This window comes from Microvirga lupini (assembly GCF_014191055.1).
GTDB classification, from domain to species: domain Bacteria; phylum Pseudomonadota; class Alphaproteobacteria; order Rhizobiales; family Beijerinckiaceae; genus Microvirga; species Microvirga lupini_A.
Window position 1 is genome coordinate 712896 of the sequence record NZ_JACHWB010000001.1, and the last position, 24195, is coordinate 737090.

A 24195-nucleotide genomic window follows, 5' to 3' on the forward strand; every position below is an offset into this window, starting at 1 on the left:
GGAGCACCCATGAAGTATTTCGAACTGCCCGTAGGCGTCGTCCTGACCGGCCTGGGCAACGCCCGCCTGATCCACCAGGGCGGTGGCGTCTTCGTCTGTTCTGACGCACACGCGCCGAAGGTATTCGAGGTGGCTGCGCCGGAGGGCGAGGCCCTGGACACCAGTGCGGTGCCGGAGCTCGAGTCGATCGCCGACTACGGCGGTGTGTGGCAGCTGGGCAAGCGCGACATCGAGCAGCCAGCGCCGGCCGAGGAGCCTGAGCCCGTCGAGGAGCCTGCCGAGTGAGCCTCGTTCTCTGGTTCCTGCTCCTGGTCGTCCAGAACGCCGCCTTCACCTGGGTTAGCCGCGCGCGTAACTCCGGCAGCTACGGCTACCACGCGATCGCCGCGGTGTTCAGCAACGGCATCTGGTTCGTATCGCAGTTCCTCCTGATCGGCATGGTGGTGCGCCCGGGCATGCAGCTGAGCGACGCCTACCACCTGGGCGCGGTCTACATCGCCGGCACGGTCACCGGTTCGGTGCTGATGCACTGGGTGTCGGTGCGCTGGCTGGAGCAGGGCAAGCGCAAGGTGGGCGGGTAGCCAGACTGCGAGTCTGGGTGTCACCACCTGCAACACCAGCAGCGGCGCGCCATCTGAGCGCGCCGCTCTGTTTCGGGCGCGTATCGGGCGCCTCGGCATGGATTCACACTTGACCGCTATACCGCCTCACGGTATAGGCTGATCATGATATCGAGCTTCCGAGATGCCTGGCTGCATGAGTTCTACGTCAACGGTACCGGGCACCGGCTGATCCCTGGCGCTATGGAAGGGGCTCTGGCCAGGAAGCTGGACATCATCCGCTTCGCCACGACCGAGGGCGATCTGCGGGTACCGCCCGGGAACCGGTTCGAGCACCTGCACGGCAAGCTGGCCGCCTACTGCTCGATCCGGGTCAACAAGCAGTACCGCCTGATCTTCCGCTGGAACGACGGCAAAGCGAGCGACGTATACCTGGATCCGCACACGTACCGGTGAGAGACATGATCGAGACCAACCGCAAGCCCACGACTGTCGGCGAGATCCTGACCGCCGAGTTCCTGGAGCCGATGGAGCTGACCCAGACCGACCTGGCCCGGGCCATGGGCGTGCAGACGCGCCTGGTCAACGAGCTGTGCCGCGATCGCCGGGCCGTGACCGCGGACACCGCCCTGATGCTGGCCGGCGTGTTCGGCACGTCGCCTGAATTCTGGCTCAACGCCCAGCAGGCCACCGACCTGTGGGAGGCCATGCACGACGAGAAGCGCCGGCAGCGTATTGCCCGGGCGCGGCCGCTGCAGGCTGCCTGATAGGTTCACGCTGTCTCCCGTGATTGCACGCAATATCGTTACTCAGATATGATGCGTGAAATCACGATCAAGCCAGGAAACAACCTGGCGGGAGACTTATGGAAGCGCCGTACCAGCTTCACCTGGGCGACTGCCTGGCAGTGCTCAAAACCCTACCTGACAACTCCGTCGACAGCATCGTCACCGACCCTCCCTATGGCCTGAGCAAAGAGCCCGACATGCTCGAGGTGTTGCGCCACTGGATGGCCGGCGACGACTACCAGCACAAGGGCGGCGGTTTCATGGGCAAGACCTGGGACAGCTTCGTGCCCGGGCCGAGCGTGTGGCGCGAGAGCCTGCGCGTGCTCAAGCCTGGCGGCCACCTGCTGGCGTTCTTCGGCACGCGGACGCAGGACATGGGCACGCTGGCTATTCGTTTGGCTGGCTTCGAGATCCGCGACAGCATCGCCTGGGTGTACGGGTCGGGTTTCCCGAAGTCGCACAATCTTGAGGGCGAGTGGGAAGGCTGGGGTACTGCGCTCAAGCCGGCGCTGGAGCCGATCGCGGTGGCGCGCAAGCCATTCCGCGGCACCGTGGCGACCAACGTGCTGGCGCACGGCACTGGGGCGCTGAATATCGATGGGTGCCGGGTCGGTACGACGGTCGAGACATGGCCAAAGTCGAAAAGTTACACTCGACAGGAGCCTGGCGGTCGAGGCGAGAAGGAGTACCAGCTTACAGGAGAGGCGCCCGCCGGCCGCTGGCCCGCCAACCTGATCCACGACGGCAGCGACGAGGTGGTGGAGCTTTTCCCTGCGCAGGCCGGCGCAGCTGCTCCGGTGCGAGGCACTGAGGACAGCAAGGCCAGCGTCGGCAATGTGACTGGCGAGCGTGAGCGTGTTCCTGGCGCCTTCCACGCCGACAACGGCAGCGCTGCCCGCTTCTTCTACTGCGCCAAGGCCAGCCGCAAGGATCGCCACGAGGGCCTGGATGATCCTGGCGCTCAATTCAAGCGCGGCACCACCCTGCGCCAGGTCGAGAACACCGCGACAACCGGCAACAACCACCCGACCGTCAAGCCCACCGACCTGATGGCCTACCTGTGTCGGCTGGTGACGCCGCCGGGCGGTGTGGTGCTTGACCCGTTCATGGGTAGCGGCAGTACCGGCAAGGCCGCCATGCGCGAGGGCTTCCGCTTCATCGGCTGCGAGCTGTCGCCGGAGTACCTGGCGATCGCCGAGGCGCGCATCGAGCACGAGCTGGTGAAGCGCGCGCCTGAGCCAGCGGTCGTGCAGGCGGTGCAGCAGGATATGTTCGCCCAGGAGGCCGTGTGAGCCTCCTTATCCCGATGTCGCACGCCGACCTGTGCGCCACCGCGGTGAAGTGGCTGAAGCGGGCGAACTCGGCCGGCGGCCCGGGCTGCCACGTGGCGGTCAGCGAGTGCCGGTCGGGCTGGACTGGTGAGGTGCCGGACGCGATCGGGTTCCGCGCTGCTGGCAGCTACGACGACGGGTCGGTCGTGGTCGAGTGCAAGACCAGCCGTGCCGACTTCCTGGCCGATCGCAAGAAGGCGCACCGCACCACCGGCGGCTGCGGCAACTGGCGGTATTTCATGGCGCCAGAGGGGCTGATCAGCCCTGACGAGCTGCCGCCAGGCTGGGGCCTGCTCACGGTGAACAGCCGCGGGCACGTGAAGGCAGTGGCCGGCCCTGCGGCGCACTACGGCGGGCGGTACGACGCCAGGCTCGAGGCCATCGAGGCCTTCCGCCACGTCGCCGATCGCGACCGCGAGCAGTTCCTGCTGACGAAGTTGCTGCACCGTGTCGGCGATGCCGAGGAGATGAACCGGAAGATCAAGGCTGTCTACGCGGAGCAGACCAGGCTGATCAATCGCGTGAACTCGCAGATCAGGGAACTCGACGAGCTGCGCAACGAGAACTGGCGCCTGAAGCACGCGCTTGAGCAGGCTCAATCCAGATAGATAATCAGGGCGTCACAGCTCAGGAACACAAGGACGGCGCGGCCTGCGAGGGTTGCGCCGTTTTCATTGGGCGCACATAGGGCGCAGGTGTTGCAATTGATCAGAAAAGAGTAATAGAATTGCGTCACTGCCGAGGCATGAGCCAGGCAGAACTCCAGAGGAAAGGAATGTGGAAAGTAACGTTCGCGGTTATGCGGTAAAAGGTCTTGTGGCAGTGGCGGCTCTGCTTCTGTTTGTGGCAGCCATTCTGAGCTTCTACACCGTCGACGAGAAGGAACGTGGCGTGGTGCTGCGTAACGGTGCGTTCGTCGAGGTGGCGGATCCCGGCCTGCACTGGAAGATCCCCTTCATTGACACGGTGAAGACCATCTCGGTGCAGAACAACGCCAACAACTGGAACGGTCTGCAGGCCTACAGCCGCGACCAGCAAGCCGCATCGCTGGTGGTGTCGGTCAGCTGGCACGTTCCACCAGGCGAAGTCGCTGCCGTGTACCGTGGCTACGGCGACCTGGAAGGTCTGCTGGCCCGAGCCATTGCCCGCCACGTGCCGACCCAGGTCGAGAACGTGTTCGGCCAGTACACCGCCGTCAACGCTGTGCAGCAGCGCGGCAAGCTCGTCACGGACATTGCTTCGGCGATCAAGGGCGCCATTACCGGCCCAGTGGTGATCGACAGCGTCCAGGTCGAGAACATCGACTTCAGTGATGCCTACGAGAAGTCGATCGAAGAGCGCATGCGGGCCGAAGTCGCCGTGAAAACCCGCGAGCAACAGCTGGCCACCGAGCAGATCCAGGCGCAGATCGTGGTCACCCAGGCCCAGGCCACGGCTGACTCAGCGCTCGCTGCCTCCCGTGCCAAGGCTGAAGGTATCGCGCTGCTGGGTGCCGCGGAAGCCGAGGCGATCAAGGCTCGTGCTCAGGCCCTGGGCAGCAACCCGGAGCTGGTGGAGCTGACCAAGGCAGAGCGTTGGAACGGTGCCCTGCCTTCGACCATGCTGCCGAACCAGGCGCTGCCGTTCATCGAAGCCAAGAAGTAATGCAATCGGGCGCCCCGGCGCCCAACCCTTAGAACAACAGCAGGCGCGGCCTGCAGGGGAAAGGAAGGTGAGCAAACAGAACGAGCTGGAGCTGAACAGTACCAGCACTCTCGCCCTAACGGGCAACGCCCTGGGCCACGAGTTCGGGCATCAGGACTACGGCACGCTGCAACTGAATGGCGTGCGCCTGGTGAATGAGGCCTGGCTGCTCGGCATGATTGAGCAGCGCGACCAGCTCCTGGCGGCGCTGGAGAATGCGGAGGAGTGCCTGGCCGGCGTCGATGCAACGGACTACCCGGTCAGCGAAGAGCTTGCGCAGGTGCGCGCCGCCATCGCCGCGGTGAAGGGTGGTGCCCAATGAGCGCCAAACCAGTGAAGGCCTTCATCATCGAGACCGATGATCCGGAAGAATCCACAATCCAATTCGCTACCACCAACGTGGCGGCCCGCCGGCAGGGCGCCGATGAGATAGGTACCGACTTCGAGGCTGTGTCCTGCAAGCGCCTGCCGTGGGCCGATCAGTATGTGGACAGCGGCATCCCGGCGCTGGCCTACATCGAGAACGACTGGCATGTCAGCTGCGCCAACTGCGGCGCCATGGTGCACAAGGAGTCGGGTTCGACCGACGATGACGGCAACTACGAACCGCACGAACCTGTGTATCGCGGCGAGCATGTGTTCTGCAGTCCTGGCTGCGAGACTTCGCACGACTCCAAGGTGGCTGAGCAAAACGCGAAGTTCGCCGCCTTCGAGAGCCGTGTGCGCGAGCTGCGGCCCGACCTGCAGTACAAGTCGTTTCGCGGTGCCTATCCGTACATCACCATGACCGGCGAGTTCATGTTCGATGGCGCCAAGTACGGCGGCTCAGTGCGTGACGAAGGTGACGGCGCGCTGTTGTGGTTCGTGGCCAATGGTGACAAGGCCGCATGGGATCAATACGAGGCCGACCAGGCCAAGTCAGGTGCCCAATGAAGCCCATCCCAATCTCCGCCGCCGAGCGCATCGCGAAAGAGTTCGGCTACGACCAGGTGATCATCGTCGCCCGCAAGGTCGGCGACGATCCTGATCCGCATGGCGAGCACGTGACCACCTTCGGCGTCACCAAGGCGCATTGCGCCGTGGCGGCCAGGGCCGGTGACTTCCTCAAGTACAAGGTGATGGGCTGGGTTAAGGACGGTGAGAAATGACGCGCATGATCGAGGTGAAGGTCGCCGAGCTGAGTGGGCGCGCGCTGGACTGGGCTGTCGACGCGGTTGTTTCTGGCAGGCCGCTGGAGGTGCGCCACCACAAGAGCGGTAACGGCGAGTGGGCGTTCTTCCACGAGGACATCCCGTACCAGCAGGGGCCGGCGCCGTACTCGACCGACTGGGCGAAGGGCGGGCCGCTGATCCAGAAGTACCGTATCAGCGTGACAGGCCCAGGCCATTCGCTCGGGTTCTGGTCAGCACACATGCTCGGAAGCGAGGTCATGAGCTCCTGCCAGGGGCTCAACGCCTTGCAGGCCGCGTGCCGCCGCTTGGTCTACGAGCGCCTGGGCGACACCGTCAGCGTGCCGGCTGAGCTGGTGGGAGGTGGCGTGTGAGTAGCACTCGCGTGTCATCACGCCAGATCCCATGCTGGCCTACGCCGTGCAGTAAAGAGGGATGCGTTTACCTCAATGCTGACGGCGTTTGCGGCGAGCCCAGAATTAACCGAGGGAATAGCGATGCCGCGTGCCATCGAATGAATCCGAAGGACGTCCTGGCGGCTCTGTCGATCACTCCCAGACACTGAATCAGGGTGTCACAGTATCAAGATCAAGCAGCGGCGCGGCCTTAAAGGCTGCGCCATTTTTCTAGGGCGCCAATAGGGCGCAAAATATTTGAGGAAAGGACATGTCATTCCCGAACAAAGCAGGCGATCACCAAGACACCGACGACATTCTGCGTGCCGAGCTGAAGGCGGCCGGCATCCCGACCATTCAGGAAGCGGATGGAAAAGGCCCTGAGCACATGGCCGAGCTGCTGCGCAAGATGTCGGGCGAGGTCAAAACCTCCGTAATCGGCATCCTGCACGGCTGGAAGTTCACTCGTGCCTGGTACTACTGGGTCTGCGAAGGCCCGGGCATCGAGGTTGCGGCTGCAGAGGAACTGCACGCCTCACATGGTCGTTCGGTTCGCGTTGACGGCCACTGCGGCTGCCCTAGCCCTCGCGAGCAGTACAAGGGGCTGGCTGTCGGTCTCTACCATGTAGACGACGCGGACGGCCTCAAGGCCCTGGCCGACACCATCCGCAAATTGGTCGGTGAATAGCGCAGGCGTTGCGCATATTTGAGCAAGTAAGTTACACTCGCCACAAGACAAACAACCGCCGGCATGACCGGCCAAGGAAAGGAAGGTGGAAGACAATATTCAGTGGGAGGAATGCGCTATTGGCGCCTTCGCTAACGTGAGCGGCATGTTCCGTTCATTCCAGGTATCCACGAAAGTCCGTGACGACAACTGCGTTCAGCCAGGTCGCGCAGGTTTTGTTGGCAAGAAGGTCGATGGTGCTGAGTACCACGTTTTCTCCGACATCTGGCTCTGGATTCCGCGCCCCGTGAAATGGAACGGCGAAGGCCTTCCACCGGTTGGGGCTGAACTCGAGTGCGGATTTGCATGCGAAGGCTTCAAGGCCTGGCACAAAGGTGTCTGTGTCGCTATCGGCATTGATCCGGAAGACCGTGAAGAAATCTGCGTCGTGAAGAGCGGCGAGAAGATCGCCATGTACACGACCTATGGCGGCAGGATGCGCCCCATCCGCACCGCCGAGCAGATCGCGGCCGAGGAGCGCAATGAACGCATTGCAGCCATGTGCAAGCTGGTGCAGGCGCATCCAACGTATCCAGTTCACAATCTTGACATCTCCCACTCTGCCGCCATGCGCCTCACTGTCGAAGCCCTGCACGACGCCGGCTACCGCCGTGTCGAAGGCGGTGCGCAATGAGCCTGGTCGAGCAGCGGCGCGATGCGTTCGAGCAGGCAGTCATCGAGCGCTTCAAGGAGAGCGGGTTCCTCGAGGTCGAGATCCGCGTCGAGTGTCTGGGCCGCAGCGGCGATGGCTACGCCGACAGCTCGGTCGATGCGTACTGGGCGTTCTGGAACAAGGCGCTGGACAGCGTGGTGATCGAGCTGCCGATGGTCTGGGCCGGCGGCTCCTTCAAGGAAGGCGCGATGAGCGCTGTCGGTGTGCGTGACGCAATCGAGGCCGCCGGCCTGAAGGTGGCGTCATGAACTACCTCATTGCCTTCCTGGTCGTGGTGATTGGCCAGGTCGTCATGCACCTCATCTTCCCGGACAGCCCGGTGAGCCGAATGGACGTCGTATTCGGCGCATTCTTCGGGTTACTGATGCTCTGGGGTGTGACGTGGGCGAGGGCTAAGCCATGACCATCACCCGCATCACCATCACCGCAAGCCGGCCGCGCAAGCAGCCCAAGGCCGGTGACGAACGCTTCCTGAAGGGGCGCCAGGTCACGCAGATCCGCCAGCAGGAGATGCACGTCTACCCGGGCGGCAACGGGCGCATGGCCGGCGTGGTCAGCAATGGCCGCCCGGTCTGGGAGTGGGTCGATAAGGGCAGCGACCGCGACCGCACGTCCGCTGCGTGGAAGGCCAAGCGCGCCGCTGAGCTCGCGGAGCGTGCGCCATGAACCTCGACATCACTGGAGATCGCTACGGCATGCTGGTAGCCGTCCGCCGCAATCCTGACGGCCAGGGCCAGGGCGCGCAGTGGTACTTCGCCTGCGATTGCGGGCGCGAGGCCTCGCTGAGGCTCAAGGACGTGCGCCACGGCAACACGCTGTCCTGCGGCTGCATGAAGAATGCGCGAGGATACCGCTATGGCGCGCCAAAGCTGATGCAGCCAAGGCCTTGGCGCGACACGCCGACCACGTTCGCCAAGAGCTTCGAGGCGGAGTGTGCTGGTGCGCGGATTGGGGTGGCGCCATGACCCGCGACCTCTGCATCATGGCCTGCATCTTCTGCCGGGATCCGCAGTTCCACCAGTGGGCAGGCGCCACTGCTCGCGCTCAGCGCTGGCTGTTCATCGGTGACGTCGACATGAAGGTTGACGATGGCCGGTTGGCCAAGCGCTTCATCCTGAGCCAGTGCCAGGTGAAGTCCCGCAACGAGCTGGACACCAACCCAGACGCAGCCCAGCGCTTCCACGAGCTGGTGCGCAAGCCGTTTCTGGAGTGGAAGGAGGGGAGGACGTGAGCGGGACAAGGGTGTTAATTGTCGATGGATGTTCGGCCGCATACCTCGCACGCCTGATCGGCGATCTTACGGAACGTGAAGTAGGGTTCGTGCACGGCAGCAAATCGGCGCCCGCGCCTCGTCCTGGCGGCATGCTTGGCCTCGCCCCGCTTGATCAGGTTGCCGAAGTGCGGCCTCCGAGTGGATCAGCCGGCCCGCGCGACCGCTGGGGCAAGGTTCGCTGATGGCCGTCCTCAACAAGCACCATCACGGCGGCCAGATCCCGCAAGGCGCGGTCAACATCATGCGCGGGACGCTGTTCGGCAACCCGTTCGTGATCGGCCGCGACGGCGATCGCACCGAGGTGGTCGAGAAGTACCGGCAGTATCTGTGGAAGCGGATTCGCGAGGACTACACCTTCATGAATGCCGTCTACAAGCTGCACGGCCGCGACCTGTGTTGCTGCTGCGCACCGGCGGCCTGCCACGGGCACGTACTCGAGCGGGCCGCTGCCTGGCTGGAGCTGCGTTCGCGCCCAGCCGAAGAAAATCAATCAGACGCGCCCGCCGGGCGCTAGGGGAAAGGAAGTGAGCGAACTGATGGATCACGGCATCATCGGGATGCCGTTCGATATGGCAATGGGCGACGAGCTATCGCGCCAGCAGTTCTATGCCCGGGCTCAGGCGATACTTGCCGAGCGCGACCAGCTGCGCGCCGAGGTCGAGGCTTTGCGCGAAGATGTCGAGGCGGGCGAGCAGTGGCGCGCACTGGCGCTTCAGTTTGACCGGCACCGCATGTCAGCGATTTGGCACCTGAAAGCACTGCTGGGCAGCGCCGAGCACGCAGGCGCTGCCCATGATTTCCTCGATGCGCCACCGGTGCAGGGAAATGTGTTGTGGGCTGAGATCGAGGCGCTGCGGAAGGATGCGGCGCGCTGGAATTGGTATGCGCCGCAGGTAGGCAAGTATGTCGGCGAAGGCATTGATGCCGTGAACGCAGAAGTAGACGCCGCCATGGCTGCGAAGGAGGGTGACCTGTGAGCTACCAACTCGAAGAAGCTGCTGCACTGCTGGATAAGGAGCTGCCAGACTGGTCGTGGTCATTCACGCGCATCCGCAACCCTGGCCACGCGGTAAGCCCGTTCGGCGAAGGGGTCGGGCTCGATCTGCTTGGCCCTGATGGAAAGCTGCGCGTGTACCAGAAGCACGGAACCTCAGCATTGGAGGCTGCGCGGCGGGCCATACCGCGCGCTCGTGCGCGCCTTGCTGGCGACTCCGGTGCTTGATGACCAGATGCCAAGTCAGGGGCTCAGCCTCCTGATCGCCTACTGACGCGCCGCCTACAAGGGCGGCGTTGTCGTTTCGGGCGCTGGTAGGGCGCGCGAGATGTTGTTGCGCGCAGGCTCAGCGGGACGTTATGATGAGTTCTCTTTTTTGAATAACCATTGCTTTGGAGGGTCGCATCATGAAGCGCGATGAACACGATGACTTGTAGCAAGCTCGACACCGGCTTCGGTGAAAGCTGACTCCACTCAAAAAGCCCGCCGATGCGCGGGCTTTTTCATGGGCGGCGCGCCACCCGTCGTGATTCCACAATGGGCACATGACCACTATCGTGCCCACGTCTATGCATCGCCAAGTCCTGCTGATCAAAGCCCAGGGTGATTTCAAGCACTCTGGAAAATACTTCCTGCAGAACGGGCGGTGGCATAAATTGCACCCGGACAAGCCGGCGCCGAAGGGCGCGCCAGTGGCGGCCCACCCGAAGGCCGCCGGTAACCACGCGCCTGTGGCGCACTTCACCGACGACGAGTGGCAGAAGCTCAAGCTGCCAGCCGAGAACAGCAACGCCGGCACCTTCAACAAGCAGCTCGAACAGCTCAAGCAGCTGAGCGACGCCGGCGACGTGACCGGCATCCTCGGCATGCAGCTCGGCACGAATACCTACGGAAAAAAGCTCTCGACGATCGCCAACCACCTGCTCGGCCTGCACGGCAGCGAGCACAAGGTCGCGCCCGGGCAGAAGGCTGGCGAGCATGCGGCTGTGCAGCAGGCGCCGGCTGAGCACAGCGCAGCGTCACCGGCCACCGAGCCCAAGGCGGAGGAGAAGCCAGCCGCCCCGGCCGAGAAGCCAGCGGCGAGCAAGCCTGACGCCATCGCCAAGTTCCAGGCCTCGCATGCGAAGCAAGGCACACCATCGACAACGGTCGATGGCAAAGACTGGTTCGTGGTCGGCACTGGCACCACCAATGACGAAGGCAAGGTCTACGCGCACCTGGCGAGCAAGACCGAAGGCCAGGTTCAGAAAAACGGCTTCGTACCGAAACAGATGGCCGACTGGATCGACCCGGCGACGATCAGCGACCCGAAGAAGACGGCAGCTGCTGCAGCATCGAAGGCGACCGGCTTGCCCATGCCCGCCTTCGTGGAAGGCAAGACCACCACTGGGGTGGTCAGCTACTACGAGGCCCAGGCCCAGAAAATCCTCGACATGGCCGCCGCCGGCGACGTGGAAGGCCTGGCGGCCATGAAGGAAGACGGCCTGAAGCCGAACAGCAAAGGCAAGGTCAGCAACACCTTCAAGGGCAAGACCGAGAACAGCAAAACGCTGCTGGCGCTGCATGCGCAGGCGGTCGTGCATGCCAAGGGTGGCGCCACCGCGGAACAGCCGGCACCAGCGGCCGAGGCCAGCACCCCTGCGCCGGCCGAGCCTTCGCCGGCCGAGAAAGTGAAGCAGGCCACGCAGGCAGCCACCGCTGCCGTGGCGCAGACGCCAGAGCACCAGGAGGCGGTCGCGATCGCCACTGCCAGCCTGGCCGGCTCGAAGGTCTCCCAGATCCCGTGGGACAGCCAGCTGCTGCCGGACAGCAACAAGAACGCAAAGAGCCACAACAAGCAGGTCGCGAAGATCCAGGCGATGGCCGAGGCCGGTGACCTGGCTGGGCTGGAGGCGCTGAAATTCGGCACCAACACCTACGGCAAGAAGCAGGAGAAGCTGAAGCAGCTGGCGATCGCCGCGCTGCAGGAGGACGCCGCAGCGCCTGTACCTGCTGCCGCACCTGCGCCTGCCGAGAAGAAGGGCTACGACAAGTACGGCATCTTCGACAGCCTCACGAGCGACATCGACACTGCCGCCAGCGGCGGCGATGCGTCCACGCTGAAGGACATCGAATCCTACCTGAATACGCCGGCCCACAAGAACGAGCCCGGGCTGGACGCGATCAAAAAATATCTGGATAGGGCAAAGGCGTCCGTGGCGACACCGGCGGCTCCTGCCGCAGAGCAAGGCCCCAAGGAAGGCGACACCAAGCAAGGCGCCGATGGCATGCTCGTGTTCAAGGACGGCCGCTGGCACAAGCAGGCCGAGCCGGCAGCAGCCGCTCCTGAGCCTGCCCCAGCCCATCCGATCGACGCAGTCCCGATGCCGGAGCTCACCTTCTCGAGCGCCGCCAGCAACGCGAAGGTGGCGGCCGCCCTGGAGAAGCTGAAGGAACAGATCAAGGCGGAAGGGCCTGGCGCGCTCAAGGGCGTAACCAAGCACATGAAGAGCAAGGGCAAGTACATCGTCAGCCTGCCCGGCACATACGGCAGCCTGAAGGTGTACGGCTACGAGCACGCGCCCGACCATGCTGGCACCAAGGTGCACGCCTACATCGAGGCACTGAAAGCTGCAGCAGGCAAGCCCAGCAAGGCCCCCGCGAAAGCCAAGGCCAAAAATCCTGTCGTTGACGCCGATGGCATCCAGTCCATGGACAGCTGGAAGAAGACCGGGGAGCAGGCCGGCTCGAACCCAGGCGGCAAGTTCAAGGACGAGAACGGCGTCGAGTGGTACTGCAAATTCCCGTCCGACGAGGATGTCGCCAAGTCCGAGGTGCTGGCCGCGAAGCTCTACGCTGTCGCCGGCGTGATCGGCCAGGACGCGAAGCTGATCAAGAAGGACGGCAAGCTGGGCATCGCTTCCCGCTGGACGACCGTGAGCAAGGCTGCGCCAAAGGATCTGGCCAAGGCCGCGGGCGCGCAGTCCGGGTTCGCCGTCGACGCGTGGCTCGCGAACTGGGACGTCGTCGGCATGGGCTTCGACAACCTGCAGGTCGGGCCGGATGGCAAGGCCGTCCGCGTCGATGCCGGCGGCTCACTCACCTACCGCGCCCAGGGCGGCAAGAAGGCGTTCGGCGCCACCGTCGCCGAGATCGACAGCATGCGCGACGCGAAGGTCAACGCCCAGTCGGCGGCCGTGTTCGGCAGCATGACCCAGGCCGACCTGACGGCATCCGTGGCGAAGGTGGCGGCGATCCCTGATTCCGCCATCAAGAACCTGGTGGAGCTGCACGGCCCAGGCGATGCGGCAGAGCGCAAGGCGCTGGCTGACACTCTGATCGCCCGCAAGAACGACCTGATCGCCAAGTATCCCAAGGCTGCCAAGACGCCGAAAAAGCGCCTTGACCCGAACAGCCTGCCGGTCGATCCGGATCGCCTGCCGAAGGCGCACGACTTCAACAACTGGCTGGGCGCCGGCAAGCCTCTGTCGTCGCAGCCGCACGTCAACGCCGCGAACATGGCGGTTGAGCAGGAGCTGCTGGCGCTCGCCAAGACCGGCAACCTGACCAAGCTGAAAGACTTCCAGTTCCACGCCATCGACAAGGCCACGGGCAACCAGACCGGCCAGCTGATCCCGATCGCCGAGCATCCGTCAAAGCACGTCGTTCAGCTGCACGCCGACCTGGTGATGGCCCTGGACGAGATCGCCAACCCGCCGCAGCCCCTGAAGGTCTTCCAGGAGACCGACGTCGGCACGATCGACCAGCTGGCCGCGGCGCTGCCGTCGAAGAAGTTCGGCACCACCGTCACCTCGGTGCACTCGAACGAGAAGCTGGGCTTCTGGGTGGTGCTGGGCACGGCGCACGGCGCAGCGAAGTTCAAACCGTCCAAGGTGATGGACTATTCGAGCGCGGCGATCGCGGCGGCGAAAGAGAAGTTCCAGCAGGCCAGCCACCTGGCCAAGCACTTCATCTACTCGGTGCAGGCATCCGGCAGCTACAACGACCTGTTCCGCGCCGGCAAGTCGCACGATCACGCCGGCAACAAGCTGTCGGACGTGGCCAAGGCCGCGCTCGAGCACGCGACCACCATGCCGGAAGGCACCAGCTTGTACCGCTGGCAGTCGATACCTGACGACATGGTGAAGAAGATCCTGGACGCGCCGGACGGCACTGTCTTCCAGGCCACCGGCCCTATGTGCACCTCGTACCACCCAACCGGTACGGCAGGGTTCGGCAAGCACCGCGTGACCGTGCGCTACGCCAATGGCGCCAAGGCGGTAGAGAGCTTCGCATCCGGGAAGTTTTCCGGTGAAAAAGAGGTGACCACGCTGCCGAACTCGCGCTTCGTGATCCTCAAGAAGGAGATGGTGCCTGACGTCGAGCACGGGAACCCGGGCGGCAAGCGCCTGGAGCTGGAGGTGCTGATGTTACCTCCCGATATGGGCCTGTGATGCTACAATACCTGCAAATCAGTGAGATGCGACCATGACCGACCCACGTGAAATCGAAGGCAGCCCCGAGCGGGCAGCCGATCGCGGCCGAGCCGAAGACCTCGGCTTCAGCATGGATCCGCGCCCGTCCCTGGGGAACGTGGACGTGGTTCGCGGCCTGGTGTCCGAATTCGGCTCGGCGATCGTGGGTGTGCGCAAGGACTACCACGAGGACAAGCTGACCGGCGAGCAGGCCCAGGAGCGCGTTCGCGAGCTCGCCCGCGAGTACGGCGACATCATCCTCGGCCGCAGCGAGAAATACTTCGCGCTGCCCTGGAATGACCCTTCGCGCCTTGGTCGACGCATCAAGCTCGTAGTGCCGGCAGCCGAAGGCGTCAGCGACCCGGGCGAGCTGCTGTTCGTGACGATCGGCACAAGCCTGATGGCCATCGGCAAGGCGCACGAGGAAGAGCGCCTGTCCGACGCAGATGCCGAGCGCCACACCAAGGACATGCTCGAAGACACGGCCAGCCTGATCCTGGGGCATCGCTGATGGTGCAGGTACTGGCCAAGGCCCGGGTGAAGGGCTACGCGAAAAAGGACGGCACCTACGTCAAGCCGCATGACCGGAAGGAGGCGCCGGCCGCGGCGCGCCCCGAGCAGAAGCAGCTGCGCCTGCCTACCGAGACGGACGAGATTTTGCATCATCACCCCAAGGCCGGGGAGAACGGAGCCCAGGTCGTGTTGAAGAAGCCCAGCCACCCGAGCGCGCCCAGCACCTGGCACAGCCCGACCGCCGTGGCGACCTTCGTACCTGACGGCGACGTGCCGCTGTCGATCAACGGCGTCCGGCTCAGCCCCTGGAAGGATCACCCGACCACCAATGAGGGCTGGGATTACGTCGACGGCGTCAACGACGACCTCTGGGAGCCGGCATTCATCCTGCCACCCGGTAAGAAGGCGGCCAGCGGCGTGGTCATCGAAGAGCCTGATGGGCGTGTGTGGTTGATCCACCCGACCAACCAGTTCGGCGGGTACCACGCCAGTTTCCCCAAGGGCACGGCCGAGCCGGAGCTGTCGCTGCAGGCGAACGCCATCAAGGAGGCGTTCGAGGAGTCAGGCCTGAAGGTCGAGATCACCGGCTTGCTGGGGGACTACGAAAGGACAACGTCTGTAGCTCGAATTTACACAGCCAGGCGCGTAGGCGGAACGCCAATTGCGATGGGCTGGGAGTCGCAAGCTGTCAGCCTTTGCCCTGTCGAACACCTCTATGAGCTGCTGAATGTTTGGGCTGATCACGGAATAGCTGAAGCGATCGGCGCCGGGCCGATACCGAAAGTAAAATGAACGTAGTCAGCCGAGCAGAAGCACGCGAGCAGGGCCTAAAGCGCTACTTTACTGGGGCGCCTTGCAAGCGCGGACACATCGATGAACGCTTCACTGCCTCTACGAGATGCGTCTCGTGCAACGCGATCATCTGTGCCGGATGGAAAGCCGGGAACAAAGACCTGAAGGATGAGCTTGATCGCGAGTACCGGAGCAACAATCGCGAGAGGCAGAAGAAAAATTCGTCCGATTGGTACAGCCGGAACCGCGACCTCACCATTGAGAGAGCCCGCCAGCATGCCCAGAAGTCGCCGGAGGCTCAGGCAAAGAAGAAGCGGGAGTGGAAATTCAGGAATCCTGATAGCTCCACGTTTCACTCCGCACTGCGTCGAGCCAGGAAAAGCGCGGCAATGCCAGCCTGGTTCGGCGAGCTTGACGAGTTCGTATGGGATGAGGCTGCTGAGCTCGCCATCCTGAGACGCGCTGCTACTGACATCAGCTGGGCGGCTGATCACATGATCCCGCTAGCTTGCAAAAAGGCCTGTGGGCTGCACGTCTGGAATAACTGCCAGGTGATCCCTGCGTACCTGAATGGACGCAAGGGCAACAAGCTGATCCTCACTGAGCCGGACGAATGGCTTGCACGTATAAGCAAGTAAATAGCAAGTATTCACAAGTAATGGCGTGATGCAGTTGCCTACTTGCGCAATTAATCAAATTTGATATACGCTAGCCTCATTCCGCTCAACAACGAATGAGGCTTTCTGTATGTGGATCTGTTTAAACAATGCTTTCCTGTCGATCATCGAGCCCGTCAAGGGCGGCGACAAGCTGCGCGTTCGCGCTCGCCGCAAGGGTGACATCGAGGCGGTCTTCCCGGGCGCCAAGGTCGAGCGCACCCCGGGCCGTGACTATCTCTACCGCGCCGAGCTGCCGCGCGAGCAGGTGGTCGCGGCCATCGCCAGCCAGGTGGCCGGCATCAGCTACCCGAACTTCAAGGACAGCGTGAAGAACAAGCCCCTGCACGATGCCTATGCCCGCTTCTGGGGCATCATGGCCAACCTGCAGGAGCTGCGCCCTTACTCGACCACCAAGCGCCGCGGCCAGGGAGCGTTCCTGTGAACGCCGTCGTAGGCCAGGTGACTGGCGAAATCATCGAGGACGTGTCCGAGTTCTTCGCGCCGATGTCGGCTGACTTGGTGGACAGCCTGATCGGCCAGTACAACGCCGCCCGCGGCAACGTCGAGGCCCTGGCGGCTGCCGTGCGCGCCGGCCAGAACGCCTCGGTGCTGCACTACTTTGTCGAGGGCAACGTGCGCGAAGAGCGCTACACCCTGCCGAAGACGGTCGAGGCCCTGTTCCGCACCGAGGGCGCCATCGCTCAGCTCAACGCCGACTTCTGGAACCGTGCGCTGCGCCTGACCGACGTGCTCGACTACATGCCGCAGAAGCGCCGCGACGAGTGGTTCGAGCAGATCCGCAACCCGGAAGGGCGCAAGGCCGGCCGGCACACCAGCGACACGGAGCTGCCGCCGCTGCCTGAGTTCGAGGAAGCCACTGTGCGCTCGACCCTGGCCGGCCTGCTGCACAACCGTGCCCAGTTCCTGGCCGAGCGTGTCGACGGCATCTTCCGCGCGCTGAGCCGTGCCCACGTGACCAACCAGCCCCAGGGCTTTGGCAAGCGCATGATCATCGCCAACGTGTTCGGCTACCAGACCCACGGCCACATCAACGACCTGCGCTGCGTGATCGCCAAGTTCATGGGGCGCGACGAGCCGAAGCACGGTGCCACTGACCCAGTGATCAAGGCCGCCCGCCGCCAGAACGGCCAGTGGATGAACGTCGACGGTGGGGCTCTCCGGATCCGTGTTTATGGCGGCGTCGGTACCGCGCACCTCGAGGTGCACCCGGACATGGCCTGGCGCCTGAATGCCATCCTGGCCAGCCTGCACCCCCTCGCTATCCCGGCCGAGTTCCGCACCAAGCCGAAGCGCGTGAAGAAGATCAAGGACTTCGAGCTCTTCGACCGTCCGCTGCCGTTCGCGGTGATCCATCTGCTGGCAGGCATGCGCCAGGTTCGTGAGCGCATCGAACCAGCCTATCCGGAGCGCTACCGCGACGTGCCGAACGCGCTCAGCTGGGACTACGGCCAGCACGAGAAAGCGGCAATGGCGGAAGCCGAGAAGGTGCTGATGTCCATCGGCGCGGTGAAGGAGAAGCACTACTGGCAGTTCGACTACAACCCGCAAGAGGTGCTTGATCAGGTGGTGTGCTCCGGCTGCATCCCCGACCACAAGTCGCACCAGTTCTACCCGACCCCGGCGTCAGTGGCCGAGAAGGCGATCGAGCTGGCCGAGATCCAGCCAGGGCATCAAGTGCTGGAGCCGAGCGCCGGCCAGGGTGGTCTGGCTGACCTGATCCCTGAACTTGCCTTCACCAGCTGCGTCGAGATCAGCCCGCTGCACTGCCAGATCCTCAAGGCCAAGGGCCACAACGTGATCGAGGCCGACTTCCTCAAGTGGCGCGGGATCGGCGCGTTCCACCGGGTGGTGATGAACCCGCCTTTCAGCGAGGGCCGCTGGCAGGCGCACCTGCAGCACGCCGCGACCATGCTCTACCCGGGCGGCCGTCTCGTCGCCATCCTGCCTGCCAGCGCCAAGGGCAAGCAGGTGCTGGAAGGCTTCGACCTGCAGTGGTCGCCGGTGATGGAGAACCAGTTCGCCGGAACGAGCGTGGACGTGGTGATCCTGACCGCTACCCGCCTGTAATGCTTGCTCATATCTGAGCAACACAGGTACAATTCAGCCAACACAACAGAGCCGGGCAACGCCCGGCAGGGGAAAGGAAGGTGAAATTAGTAGAGTTGCTGGCACGGAAGCTGGGCGAGTGGCCTGATAGCTGCATGGTTATCGCCCAGGACTTAAGCGGCATAGTATTTCTTTGGAAGTATCAAGACATCGAGTTCGAGGGTAATGGGTGGCGTCACCGAACGAACATGGGTCTTTGTGATTTCGAGTATGAAATCGGCCAGCACGAGACTTGCACTGACCACGCCACCGCCATCGTCACCCGCGAGCAGTGGCAGGCCGAGCGTGATCGACTGATCGCCAGCGGCGAAGAGCTGCCCACCCATCGCATCGTCGGTGACGCCAACGATGCCGAGGGCGCGCTGGCCGGCGCCCAGGCCGAGGCCGACACCTGGGAGCAGCGCGCCGTCAAAGAGGCAACCCGCGTCGTCGAGCTGGAGGCGGAGCGAGCCGATCTCGTAGCGGCACTGGAAGCCATTATCACCATTTCCGACCGCAAGCACGACGCATGGGATCACGCCAAGGCGCTGATTGCCCGCGTCAAGGGCGGTGCGCAATGAACCATCATCTCCTGATCGGGCAGAAGCTCCAGCAGCTGCTGGATCTTGCCGAGCGCGCGCGGCAGAACACCGACCTGCTCAGCAACCACTTCGAGAGCAAAGTCCCGCAACGCCTGACCGACCACTTGGCAGCGCTGCTTGATCACCAGCAGAAGATCATGGCAGCGGACGGTGGCGAGAGCGCCGGCGCCGACTACATGACGTCAATCGATGCTGATATCCGCAAGGTAAAGCACGCCCTCACCGCGTATGTTCCTGAAGCGGCGGGCCTGGTGAGCGGAGGTGCGCAATGAGCATCATCGAGCAGATCGCCGGGCGACTGTTCGCCATCGAAATGCTGCGCAGCGTAGACGGCATGCCGAAGTCGATGTTTGCCGATGGTGGCGGCCTGGACACCGTGGCGCGCAATCTGGAAGCCACTGCAGCGCGCTATCCCGCTGACTACGCCGCCGGCATCCGCCAGGTGACCGGCCAGGTGCTCGCCAAGCTGGCGGCTGGGGGTGGGAAGTGAGCATCGTCAAGGTCAAAAAGGCTTTGGTCATCACCCTTGGTGCCGGGAGCGTGCTGGTCGGGCAGGCCGTCACGCGCCACCAGGCGGCACTGTGCTTCGTCCGGCCAGCAGAGTCGAAGGCGCCAGGAACGCCTGCGCCTGAGCTGGACAACACCATGCAGGTTGAGGATGTCGACGCAGCCATCGCCTTCCCGGACGTCCTGGCGATCGATCGCATGATCAACAACCTCACCCAGCTGCGCGCCGCCTTCGCGGAAGCCAGGAAGCAGCCGGCCAAATGCGTCGAGTGCGACGACGGCATGTGCGGCGGCACCGGCATCTACGAAGGCCGCAAGTGCGATGGGATACCGTTCTGATGGGCTGTGTCATCGAAGGGGAGCGCTGTACTCGATGCTGCGAAGCAATCACTCTGAAAATGAGCCGGTCGCAACTTCTGGCTCATCCATCTTCAGATGCCCAGTTCATCCGCGAGCACTGGAAGCCGATCAGTAAGCGTAGGGCGAAGAAGAAAAACCCTTACCTGTTTCAGCGGCACCCGCGCCTGCAATCTGCAAAGGCATGGCGCCTGTACCACTGCACGGCTCTGACAAGTGAGGGATGCGGAAAGTACGAGGATCGTCCGGCGGTGTGCAGCGGTTACCCTCTGTATGGGGCGGGCGGCCTGCACAGCAGGCCTGACTATCACCCGCAGTGCGTGGAGTGGAAAATGATCGACGTGGTGCAGAATCCCTGATCCCAAAGCAGGGCATCAACACCGCCTCACCCTCGGTGCAGTAAGGCTGCAGTGGTGAGGCGAAAACTTCGGGCGCGTATAGGGCGCTCCAGCAAACAGCCCGGGAGGGCAGAAAGGATGTCGGCTCCACCACTTCTCAAGCGTTTCCCCGCCAACACAGTCGGTCGCGATTTCGCGGTCGGCGATATCCACGGCCATTTCACCCGCCTGCAGGCCGCCCTGGACGCAATCGGCTTCGACCCTGCCGTCGATCGCCTGTTCTCGGTCGGCGACCTGGTCGACCGCGGGCCAGAGTGCGAGGAGGTGATCAAGTGGCTGAACAAGCCCTGGTTCCACCCCGTGCGCGGCAACCATGACGACTACGTGTGCCGGTACGACACGTGCGACATCGGCAACTGGCTGCACAACGGCGGCTCCTGGTTCCTGGGTCTGCCCAGCCTGGAGCAGGCCAACTACCAAGTCATGTTCAACGAGCTGCCGATCGCCATCGAGGTCGAGACGCCGGAAGGCCTGGTCGGCCTGTTGCATGCCGACTGCCCATTCCCATCCTGGTTCGAGCTCCAGTTCGAGCTGACTGGTGCGACCGAGCACAAGCGCCTCAAGTTGGTGAAGAACACCTGCATGTGGTCGCGCAACCGCATCGAGTTCGGCGATGCCAGCGGCGTTGCGGACGTCCGCGCGGTAGTCTGCGGCCACACGCCAGTGCGGCAGCCTGTTGTTCTCGGCAACGTGTACCACATCGACACCGGCGGCTGGTTCCCGGACGAGAGCGGGCACTTCACGCTGCTCGACCTGCAGACGCTGGCGGCAACACCACCGATCCCTGCGAAGCTGGAGTGGTGACACCAACCCCGCTACGGCGGGGTTTTCCGTTGTCGTGACTGCAAAATTGCAGCATGAGCGAAGTCAAAATCCGCCTCCCGGCGCCCCATCCTGTCCAAAAGAAAATCCTCAGTCGCCCGACCCGCTTCAATGCCATCTGCATGGGCGAGAAGGGCGGCAAGACCACGCTCGGCATCGAGGTGCTGATCATGTCAGCCCGCGGCGCATTGGCCGGCAATGCGCCGGTAGCCTGGTTCGCCGCCACCAAGGAAGAGCTCGTCGAGGTCAAGCGCATCGTCCGGCGCGCCATCGACCAGGTCATCAAGCGGCAGCCCAACGCGCGCCGCATCGAGCTCGCCAACGGCAACGCCATCGACTTCTACTCGCTCGACGAGATGCCTAAGAGTTTCCCGCAGTACGGCCTGATCGTGGTCGACGACGTGTGCCAGGTGCCCCTGTTCCTCGATACCTGGGAGGACGTGCTGAGCGAGTGCCTGCGCGAGCACCAGGGCGAGGGCTGGTTCCTGTCGAACGCCTACGGCAAGCGCAACGACTTCTACCGCCTGTACCAGATCGGCAACCTGGATCCGGACTGGTCTTGCTGGCAGTTCCCGTCCGACTGCAACCCGTTCCTGCCCGAAGACGCGAAGGCCGAAATGGCCGAGGTCACCGAGCTCGAGCTGCGGCAGCGGTTCGGCGCCGAGTTTCTGGATGTCGCCGTCGAGCTGACGGCTGCGCAGCGCGTGCTGAAGCAGGGCGAGACCTTCATCCAGTGGTGCGAGCGCCTGGAGCAGGATGGCCTGAAGGTGGACGGCGTCCCGTTCACGCTGTCCGACCGCCCCGCCATGCGCTTCATCTACGAGCTGATCCCGTCCACCAGGGAGGAGGCCTTCGAGCGCGTCGACGTGATCATGAAGTGCACCCAGGTGGGATTCACGGTGATGGAGATGCTGGCGGCCATCTACCTGGCCCTGCGGTTCGCCCCGGCCAAGATCGGCATGTTCATGCCGTCGACGTCCCTGGCGTCGGGCAAGTCCTCTGAGCGCTTCCTGCCGATCGCGCGCACCGTGCCGGCCGTGCACCGCCTGATGACCGAGAAGAACGCCTCTGGCGGCCGCGGTGGCGAGGGTAACGTTCTGATCAGGAACCTGGGGCCGTCGCGCTTCCACTTCCTCTGGACGTCCGGCGCGACCGCGACCGAGTCGTTCCCGATGGACGTCATCTCCTTCGACGAGGTGCAGGAGATGCTGATCGCCGACATGGAGAAGGTGGTCGAGCGTCTGTCGGCGTCCAAGCTGAAATACACCCTCATGGGCAGCACGGCCAACTGGCCAGACAGCGACATCCACTGGTGGTACCAGCGCGGCACCCAGCACCAGTTCCACACCGAGTGCCCGCACTGCGGCCTGGGCCAGGTGCTCGACGAGCACTTCCCGGAGTGCATCCAGTTCGACCCGCAGCACCCGAAGCGCAAGCAGCGCGGCGACACCATCCTGCTCGGCGAGTACCGCTACCAGTGCCACTCGTGCAAGGGCTGGATCGACGACCCGCAGCAGGGCGAGTGGATCGCCAAGAACCCGGCGGCCGACATCCGGTCGGTGCACTTCCCGCAGTTCCTGTCGCCGACGATCAGCCCGCGCAACATCATCGAGGCGTTCCGCAACAACGACAGCATGAAGGGCTTCTACAACCGGAAGCTGGGCAAGCCGTACACCGACCCGTCGCAGGTGCCGGTGAACCTGGAGATGCTGAACCAGTGCGCCGCGGAAGGCATGCGCCGGGGCGTGGTCTGGAAGGATCGGGCGCGCAACACCTTCATGGGCATCGACCAGATGGGCGCCTACAACGTGGCGATCATCAAAGAGCGCATGGACAGCGGTCACCAGGCCGTGATCCACCTCGAGTACATCTTCGACGCAGACCCGTTCATGCGCTGCAGCAAGCTCATGGAGCTCTACGGCGTGCAGTGCTGCGTGGTCGAGACGCTGCCTAACTACAACGATGCGAAGCGCTTCGCCCAGCGCCACTCCGGCAAGGTGTTCCTGGCCGGCTACGGCAACATGGACAATGAGATGCTGATCTGGGGCGACACCCCGAAAAGCAACTCATCCGATCGCCGCACGGACGAAGAAGCGCTCGACCGCTACACGGTTCGCCTCGACCAGTACAAGTGCATGCAGGTTTCGATGGCCCGCTTTGCGACGCAGAGCTGCCTGTTCCCGGATCCTACCGCGCTGGTGCAGATGTATGCCGAGAAGGGCGAGAAGGCGCTGACGCCGGTCTGCAAGGACGTGGCATTCTTCCACTTCACGCGCACGGCGCTGGTGGTCGAGAAGGACGAGGACGAGAAGAAGTACAAGCGCAAGGTGGTCAAGGTCGGCATCGACCCGCACACCAGCTATGCCAACATGCTCTGCGACGTGGCCTGGTCGCGCGCGCACGGCACGAGCACGTTCATCCTGCCGAGCGGCGGCACCGATCACCAGAAGGCCCTGGAGCCCGGGCAGATCGATATTCCTGACCAGATCGCGGCAGTGATGTCTCAGCTGCAGATTTCGAGGGACGAGGTGTGCGGGAACTGCGTCAACCGCGACGAGGAGACCGGCCTGTGCTCTGAGCAGCGGGTGCTCACCGCGAAGGCCGATCCTGGGTGCTGGGCGTTCATTGCCAAAGGCTGATCAGTCGTAGTCGAACGAGCTGACAGAGTAGCTGCGCAGGATCGCAGGTGCGCCTGGGTTGTTGATCAGTACGTCTACGGTGTCGCCATTGTCGATCCAGCAGCCCTTGACGCCGAATGCGTCCTGCCCGGGCTTGCTCAGGCGGATGTCAGCGGCCTTGCCGGGCACGCCGTGGCAGCTCATGTGGGTGTCCAGGTCGAGACGCACTTCCATCTGCCCGTTGGCGCCGAAGGTGTCGCGCAGTACAGGGCGCACCTTCGGCCGCGGCTGGGTGGCTGACACCGGCGACATGTTCCAGTCGGTGAAGTGCTCGGTCTTCACAAAATCGTTGATGTTGCGGATGAACTCCGCCGGCGCGCCGGTCTCGTTGCTGCGCATGAACAGGGTCACGGTGCCGTCACCGTTCGGCCACCAGCAGCCGATGCCCAGGCGATGGATCAGCTTGGGGGCGTTCGGCGACATGCCACCGATCACCGCCGCCGGGTAGCCCGTGCGGCCCTTGCAGGCGCGAGGCTCGGCCTCGTGGTCGTGCAGCTCCAGGGCGTACATGACCGAGCTGGATGACTTGGTGAGTGCGGCCGCCACGACTTCGGCATGGGCGGAGGTGGTGGCCAGGACAGCGGCCAGGGCGATGGCATAACGGATCATGGGCATATACTCCTCAGCTTATCGACTACCGGACGTTGAGTCCGGCGTCGACGCACCAGTGGTTGAGTGAGGCGCCTGGCGCTGTTCTGGTGTGGATGGCTGCTC

At 63.9% G+C, this 24195-nt stretch carries 35 protein-coding genes; 34 read left to right on the forward strand and 1 reads right to left on the reverse strand.

Going from position 1 to position 24195, the window contains the following annotated elements:
• The first annotated feature begins 9 nt into the window (after positions 1 to 9).
• From FHR70_RS03475 to FHR70_RS03640, 34 genes are all read left to right on the forward strand, one after another.
• The gene (locus FHR70_RS03475) at positions 10 to 285 is read left to right on the forward strand and encodes a hypothetical protein (RefSeq protein ID WP_183447132.1); all 276 of its coding nucleotides are present in this window, start codon (positions 10 to 12) and stop codon (positions 283 to 285) included.
• Entirely contained in the window at positions 282 to 581 is a 300-nt protein-coding gene (locus tag FHR70_RS03480) for a DUF1145 domain-containing protein (protein ID WP_183447134.1), read from the forward strand. Before FHR70_RS03475 ends, FHR70_RS03480 begins: the two co-directional genes overlap by 4 nt.
• Before the next feature lie 144 nt (positions 582 to 725).
• Positions 726 to 1016: a type II toxin-antitoxin system RelE/ParE family toxin gene (locus tag FHR70_RS03485; RefSeq protein WP_183447136.1), complete on the forward strand. Its 291-nt coding sequence runs from the start codon at positions 726 to 728 to the stop codon at positions 1014 to 1016.
• A 5-nt stretch (positions 1017 to 1021) separates the two neighbouring features.
• Positions 1022 to 1327, forward strand: a complete 306-nt coding sequence (locus FHR70_RS03490; RefSeq protein ID WP_183448466.1) for a HigA family addiction module antitoxin — start codon at positions 1022 to 1024, stop codon at positions 1325 to 1327.
• 98 nt (positions 1328 to 1425) lie between these two features.
• The gene (locus FHR70_RS03495) at positions 1426 to 2640 is read left to right on the forward strand and encodes a DNA-methyltransferase (protein ID WP_183447138.1); all 1215 of its coding nucleotides are present in this window, start codon (positions 1426 to 1428) and stop codon (positions 2638 to 2640) included.
• Between the two features lie 44 nt (positions 2641 to 2684).
• Entirely contained in the window at positions 2685 to 3287 is a 603-nt protein-coding gene (locus FHR70_RS03500; protein ID WP_210277454.1) for a hypothetical protein, read from the forward strand.
• Positions 3288 to 3456: 169 nt separating this feature from the next.
• The gene (locus tag FHR70_RS03505; RefSeq protein WP_183447140.1) at positions 3457 to 4323 is read left to right on the forward strand and encodes an SPFH domain-containing protein; all 867 of its coding nucleotides are present in this window, start codon (positions 3457 to 3459) and stop codon (positions 4321 to 4323) included.
• Positions 4324 to 4390: 67 nt separating this feature from the next.
• Entirely contained in the window at positions 4391 to 4684 is a 294-nt protein-coding gene (locus FHR70_RS03510) for a hypothetical protein (RefSeq protein WP_183447142.1), read from the forward strand.
• Positions 4681 to 5295: a hypothetical protein gene (locus FHR70_RS03515; protein ID WP_183447144.1), complete on the forward strand. Its 615-nt coding sequence runs from the start codon at positions 4681 to 4683 to the stop codon at positions 5293 to 5295. The genes FHR70_RS03510 and FHR70_RS03515 overlap by 4 nt, the downstream gene beginning before the upstream one ends.
• Positions 5292 to 5510, forward strand: coding sequence for a hypothetical protein (locus tag FHR70_RS03520; RefSeq protein ID WP_183447146.1), 219 nt, complete (start codon positions 5292 to 5294; stop codon positions 5508 to 5510). The genes FHR70_RS03515 and FHR70_RS03520 overlap by 4 nt, the downstream gene beginning before the upstream one ends.
• A complete protein-coding gene (locus FHR70_RS03525) occupies positions 5507 to 5905 on the forward strand; it encodes a phage protein NinX family protein (protein WP_183447148.1) in 399 nt (132 codons plus the stop codon). Before FHR70_RS03520 ends, FHR70_RS03525 begins: the two co-directional genes overlap by 4 nt.
• Before the next feature lie 292 nt (positions 5906 to 6197).
• Positions 6198 to 6614 (forward strand): hypothetical protein, encoded by a 417-nt coding sequence (locus FHR70_RS03530; RefSeq protein ID WP_183447150.1) that lies wholly within the window; start codon positions 6198 to 6200, stop codon positions 6612 to 6614.
• 85 nt (positions 6615 to 6699) lie between these two features.
• Positions 6700 to 7287: a hypothetical protein gene (locus tag FHR70_RS03535; RefSeq protein ID WP_183447152.1), complete on the forward strand. Its 588-nt coding sequence runs from the start codon at positions 6700 to 6702 to the stop codon at positions 7285 to 7287.
• Positions 7284 to 7574: a phiTE_015 family protein gene (locus FHR70_RS03540; RefSeq protein WP_183447154.1), complete on the forward strand. Its 291-nt coding sequence runs from the start codon at positions 7284 to 7286 to the stop codon at positions 7572 to 7574. The genes FHR70_RS03535 and FHR70_RS03540 overlap by 4 nt, the downstream gene beginning before the upstream one ends.
• Positions 7571 to 7729, forward strand: coding sequence for a hypothetical protein (locus tag FHR70_RS03545; protein ID WP_183447156.1), 159 nt, complete (start codon positions 7571 to 7573; stop codon positions 7727 to 7729). Before FHR70_RS03540 ends, FHR70_RS03545 begins: the two co-directional genes overlap by 4 nt.
• The gene (locus FHR70_RS03550; RefSeq protein ID WP_183447158.1) at positions 7726 to 7992 is read left to right on the forward strand and encodes a hypothetical protein; all 267 of its coding nucleotides are present in this window, start codon (positions 7726 to 7728) and stop codon (positions 7990 to 7992) included. Before FHR70_RS03545 ends, FHR70_RS03550 begins: the two co-directional genes overlap by 4 nt.
• A complete protein-coding gene (locus tag FHR70_RS03555; protein WP_183447160.1) occupies positions 7989 to 8291 on the forward strand; it encodes a hypothetical protein in 303 nt (100 codons plus the stop codon). The genes FHR70_RS03550 and FHR70_RS03555 overlap by 4 nt, the downstream gene beginning before the upstream one ends.
• Complete coding sequence (locus tag FHR70_RS03560) at positions 8288 to 8557, forward strand: hypothetical protein (protein ID WP_183447162.1); 270 nt, start codon at positions 8288 to 8290, stop codon at positions 8555 to 8557. Before FHR70_RS03555 ends, FHR70_RS03560 begins: the two co-directional genes overlap by 4 nt.
• Positions 8558 to 8780: 223 nt before the next feature.
• Entirely contained in the window at positions 8781 to 9113 is a 333-nt protein-coding gene (locus tag FHR70_RS03565) for a DUF4326 domain-containing protein (RefSeq protein WP_210277455.1), read from the forward strand.
• Between the two features lie 10 nt (positions 9114 to 9123).
• Positions 9124 to 9576 carry a hypothetical protein gene (locus tag FHR70_RS03570; protein WP_183447164.1) on the forward strand — a complete coding sequence of 151 codons (453 nt, stop codon included), beginning with the start codon at positions 9124 to 9126 and terminating at the stop codon, positions 9574 to 9576.
• Entirely contained in the window at positions 9573 to 9821 is a 249-nt protein-coding gene (locus tag FHR70_RS03575; protein ID WP_183447166.1) for a hypothetical protein, read from the forward strand. The genes FHR70_RS03570 and FHR70_RS03575 overlap by 4 nt, the downstream gene beginning before the upstream one ends.
• A gap of 317 nt (positions 9822 to 10138) precedes the next feature.
• The gene (locus FHR70_RS03580) at positions 10139 to 14026 is read left to right on the forward strand and encodes a hypothetical protein (RefSeq protein WP_183447168.1); all 3888 of its coding nucleotides are present in this window, start codon (positions 10139 to 10141) and stop codon (positions 14024 to 14026) included.
• Positions 14027 to 14060: 34 nt separating this feature from the next.
• Positions 14061 to 14558 carry a hypothetical protein gene (locus tag FHR70_RS03585; protein ID WP_183447170.1) on the forward strand — a complete coding sequence of 166 codons (498 nt, stop codon included), beginning with the start codon at positions 14061 to 14063 and terminating at the stop codon, positions 14556 to 14558.
• Positions 14558 to 15352, forward strand: a complete 795-nt coding sequence (locus FHR70_RS03590) for an NUDIX hydrolase (RefSeq protein ID WP_183447172.1) — start codon at positions 14558 to 14560, stop codon at positions 15350 to 15352. Before FHR70_RS03585 ends, FHR70_RS03590 begins: the two co-directional genes overlap by 1 nt.
• The gene (locus tag FHR70_RS03595) at positions 15349 to 15990 is read left to right on the forward strand and encodes a hypothetical protein (RefSeq protein ID WP_183447174.1); all 642 of its coding nucleotides are present in this window, start codon (positions 15349 to 15351) and stop codon (positions 15988 to 15990) included. The genes FHR70_RS03590 and FHR70_RS03595 overlap by 4 nt, the downstream gene beginning before the upstream one ends.
• 109 nt (positions 15991 to 16099) lie before the next feature.
• Positions 16100 to 16453, forward strand: coding sequence for a hypothetical protein (locus FHR70_RS03600; RefSeq protein WP_183447176.1), 354 nt, complete (start codon positions 16100 to 16102; stop codon positions 16451 to 16453).
• Positions 16450 to 18099, forward strand: a complete 1650-nt coding sequence (locus FHR70_RS03605) for a DUF4942 domain-containing protein (RefSeq protein ID WP_210277456.1) — start codon at positions 16450 to 16452, stop codon at positions 18097 to 18099. The genes FHR70_RS03600 and FHR70_RS03605 overlap by 4 nt, the downstream gene beginning before the upstream one ends.
• Positions 18100 to 18233: 134 nt before the next feature.
• Positions 18234 to 18698, forward strand: coding sequence for a hypothetical protein (locus tag FHR70_RS03610; RefSeq protein ID WP_183447178.1), 465 nt, complete (start codon positions 18234 to 18236; stop codon positions 18696 to 18698).
• Positions 18695 to 18991, forward strand: a complete 297-nt coding sequence (locus FHR70_RS03615; RefSeq protein WP_183447179.1) for a hypothetical protein — start codon at positions 18695 to 18697, stop codon at positions 18989 to 18991. The genes FHR70_RS03610 and FHR70_RS03615 overlap by 4 nt, the downstream gene beginning before the upstream one ends.
• A complete protein-coding gene (locus FHR70_RS03620; protein ID WP_183447181.1) occupies positions 18988 to 19209 on the forward strand; it encodes a hypothetical protein in 222 nt (73 codons plus the stop codon). The genes FHR70_RS03615 and FHR70_RS03620 overlap by 4 nt, the downstream gene beginning before the upstream one ends.
• Positions 19206 to 19565 (forward strand): hypothetical protein, encoded by a 360-nt coding sequence (locus tag FHR70_RS03625; protein ID WP_183447183.1) that lies wholly within the window; start codon positions 19206 to 19208, stop codon positions 19563 to 19565. Before FHR70_RS03620 ends, FHR70_RS03625 begins: the two co-directional genes overlap by 4 nt.
• A complete protein-coding gene (locus FHR70_RS03630; RefSeq protein WP_183447186.1) occupies positions 19565 to 19942 on the forward strand; it encodes a YkgJ family cysteine cluster protein in 378 nt (125 codons plus the stop codon). Before FHR70_RS03625 ends, FHR70_RS03630 begins: the two co-directional genes overlap by 1 nt.
• Positions 19943 to 20059: 117 nt before the next feature.
• Positions 20060 to 20785 carry a metallophosphoesterase gene (locus FHR70_RS03635; protein ID WP_183447188.1) on the forward strand — a complete coding sequence of 242 codons (726 nt, stop codon included), beginning with the start codon at positions 20060 to 20062 and terminating at the stop codon, positions 20783 to 20785.
• A 53-nt stretch (positions 20786 to 20838) separates the two neighbouring features.
• Complete coding sequence (locus FHR70_RS03640; RefSeq protein ID WP_183447190.1) at positions 20839 to 23442, forward strand: phage terminase large subunit family protein; 2604 nt, start codon at positions 20839 to 20841, stop codon at positions 23440 to 23442.
• Here the strand turns inward: FHR70_RS03640 and FHR70_RS03645 are convergent, their stop codons facing one another.
• Positions 23443 to 24090, reverse strand: coding sequence for a hypothetical protein (locus FHR70_RS03645; RefSeq protein ID WP_183447192.1), 648 nt, complete (start codon positions 24088 to 24090; stop codon positions 23443 to 23445).
• Positions 24091 to 24195 lie beyond the last annotated feature (105 nt).

Coding starts and splice junctions, on each gene's coding strand:
- FHR70_RS03475 (WP_183447132.1), top strand. CDS start 10: ATGAAGTATTTCGAACTGCCCGTAGGCGTCGTCCTGACCGGCCTGGGC.
- FHR70_RS03485 (WP_183447136.1), top strand. CDS start 726: ATGATATCGAGCTTCCGAGATGCCTGGCTGCATGAGTTCTACGTCAAC.
- FHR70_RS03490 (WP_183448466.1), top strand. CDS start 1,022: ATGATCGAGACCAACCGCAAGCCCACGACTGTCGGCGAGATCCTGACC.
- FHR70_RS03495 (WP_183447138.1), top strand. CDS start 1,426: ATGGAAGCGCCGTACCAGCTTCACCTGGGCGACTGCCTGGCAGTGCTC.
- FHR70_RS03515 (WP_183447144.1), top strand. CDS start 4,681: ATGAGCGCCAAACCAGTGAAGGCCTTCATCATCGAGACCGATGATCCG.
- FHR70_RS03520 (WP_183447146.1), top strand. CDS start 5,292: ATGAAGCCCATCCCAATCTCCGCCGCCGAGCGCATCGCGAAAGAGTTC.
- FHR70_RS03525 (WP_183447148.1), top strand. CDS start 5,507: ATGACGCGCATGATCGAGGTGAAGGTCGCCGAGCTGAGTGGGCGCGCG.
- FHR70_RS03530 (WP_183447150.1), top strand. CDS start 6,198: ATGTCATTCCCGAACAAAGCAGGCGATCACCAAGACACCGACGACATT.
- FHR70_RS03540 (WP_183447154.1), top strand. CDS start 7,284: ATGAGCCTGGTCGAGCAGCGGCGCGATGCGTTCGAGCAGGCAGTCATC.
- FHR70_RS03545 (WP_183447156.1), top strand. CDS start 7,571: ATGAACTACCTCATTGCCTTCCTGGTCGTGGTGATTGGCCAGGTCGTC.
- FHR70_RS03550 (WP_183447158.1), top strand. CDS start 7,726: ATGACCATCACCCGCATCACCATCACCGCAAGCCGGCCGCGCAAGCAG.
- FHR70_RS03555 (WP_183447160.1), top strand. CDS start 7,989: ATGAACCTCGACATCACTGGAGATCGCTACGGCATGCTGGTAGCCGTC.
- FHR70_RS03560 (WP_183447162.1), top strand. CDS start 8,288: ATGACCCGCGACCTCTGCATCATGGCCTGCATCTTCTGCCGGGATCCG.
- FHR70_RS03565 (WP_210277455.1), top strand. CDS start 8,781: ATGGCCGTCCTCAACAAGCACCATCACGGCGGCCAGATCCCGCAAGGC.
- FHR70_RS03580 (WP_183447168.1), top strand. CDS start 10,139: ATGACCACTATCGTGCCCACGTCTATGCATCGCCAAGTCCTGCTGATC.
- FHR70_RS03585 (WP_183447170.1), top strand. CDS start 14,061: ATGACCGACCCACGTGAAATCGAAGGCAGCCCCGAGCGGGCAGCCGAT.
- FHR70_RS03590 (WP_183447172.1), top strand. CDS start 14,558: ATGGTGCAGGTACTGGCCAAGGCCCGGGTGAAGGGCTACGCGAAAAAG.
- FHR70_RS03595 (WP_183447174.1), top strand. CDS start 15,349: ATGAACGTAGTCAGCCGAGCAGAAGCACGCGAGCAGGGCCTAAAGCGC.
- FHR70_RS03600 (WP_183447176.1), top strand. CDS start 16,100: ATGTGGATCTGTTTAAACAATGCTTTCCTGTCGATCATCGAGCCCGTC.
- FHR70_RS03610 (WP_183447178.1), top strand. CDS start 18,234: ATGGTTATCGCCCAGGACTTAAGCGGCATAGTATTTCTTTGGAAGTAT.
- FHR70_RS03615 (WP_183447179.1), top strand. CDS start 18,695: ATGAACCATCATCTCCTGATCGGGCAGAAGCTCCAGCAGCTGCTGGAT.
- FHR70_RS03620 (WP_183447181.1), top strand. CDS start 18,988: ATGAGCATCATCGAGCAGATCGCCGGGCGACTGTTCGCCATCGAAATG.
- FHR70_RS03630 (WP_183447186.1), top strand. CDS start 19,565: ATGGGCTGTGTCATCGAAGGGGAGCGCTGTACTCGATGCTGCGAAGCA.
- FHR70_RS03635 (WP_183447188.1), top strand. CDS start 20,060: ATGTCGGCTCCACCACTTCTCAAGCGTTTCCCCGCCAACACAGTCGGT.
- FHR70_RS03640 (WP_183447190.1), top strand. CDS start 20,839: ATGAGCGAAGTCAAAATCCGCCTCCCGGCGCCCCATCCTGTCCAAAAG.
- FHR70_RS03645 (WP_183447192.1), bottom strand. CDS start 24,090: ATGATCCGTTATGCCATCGCCCTGGCCGCTGTCCTGGCCACCACCTCC.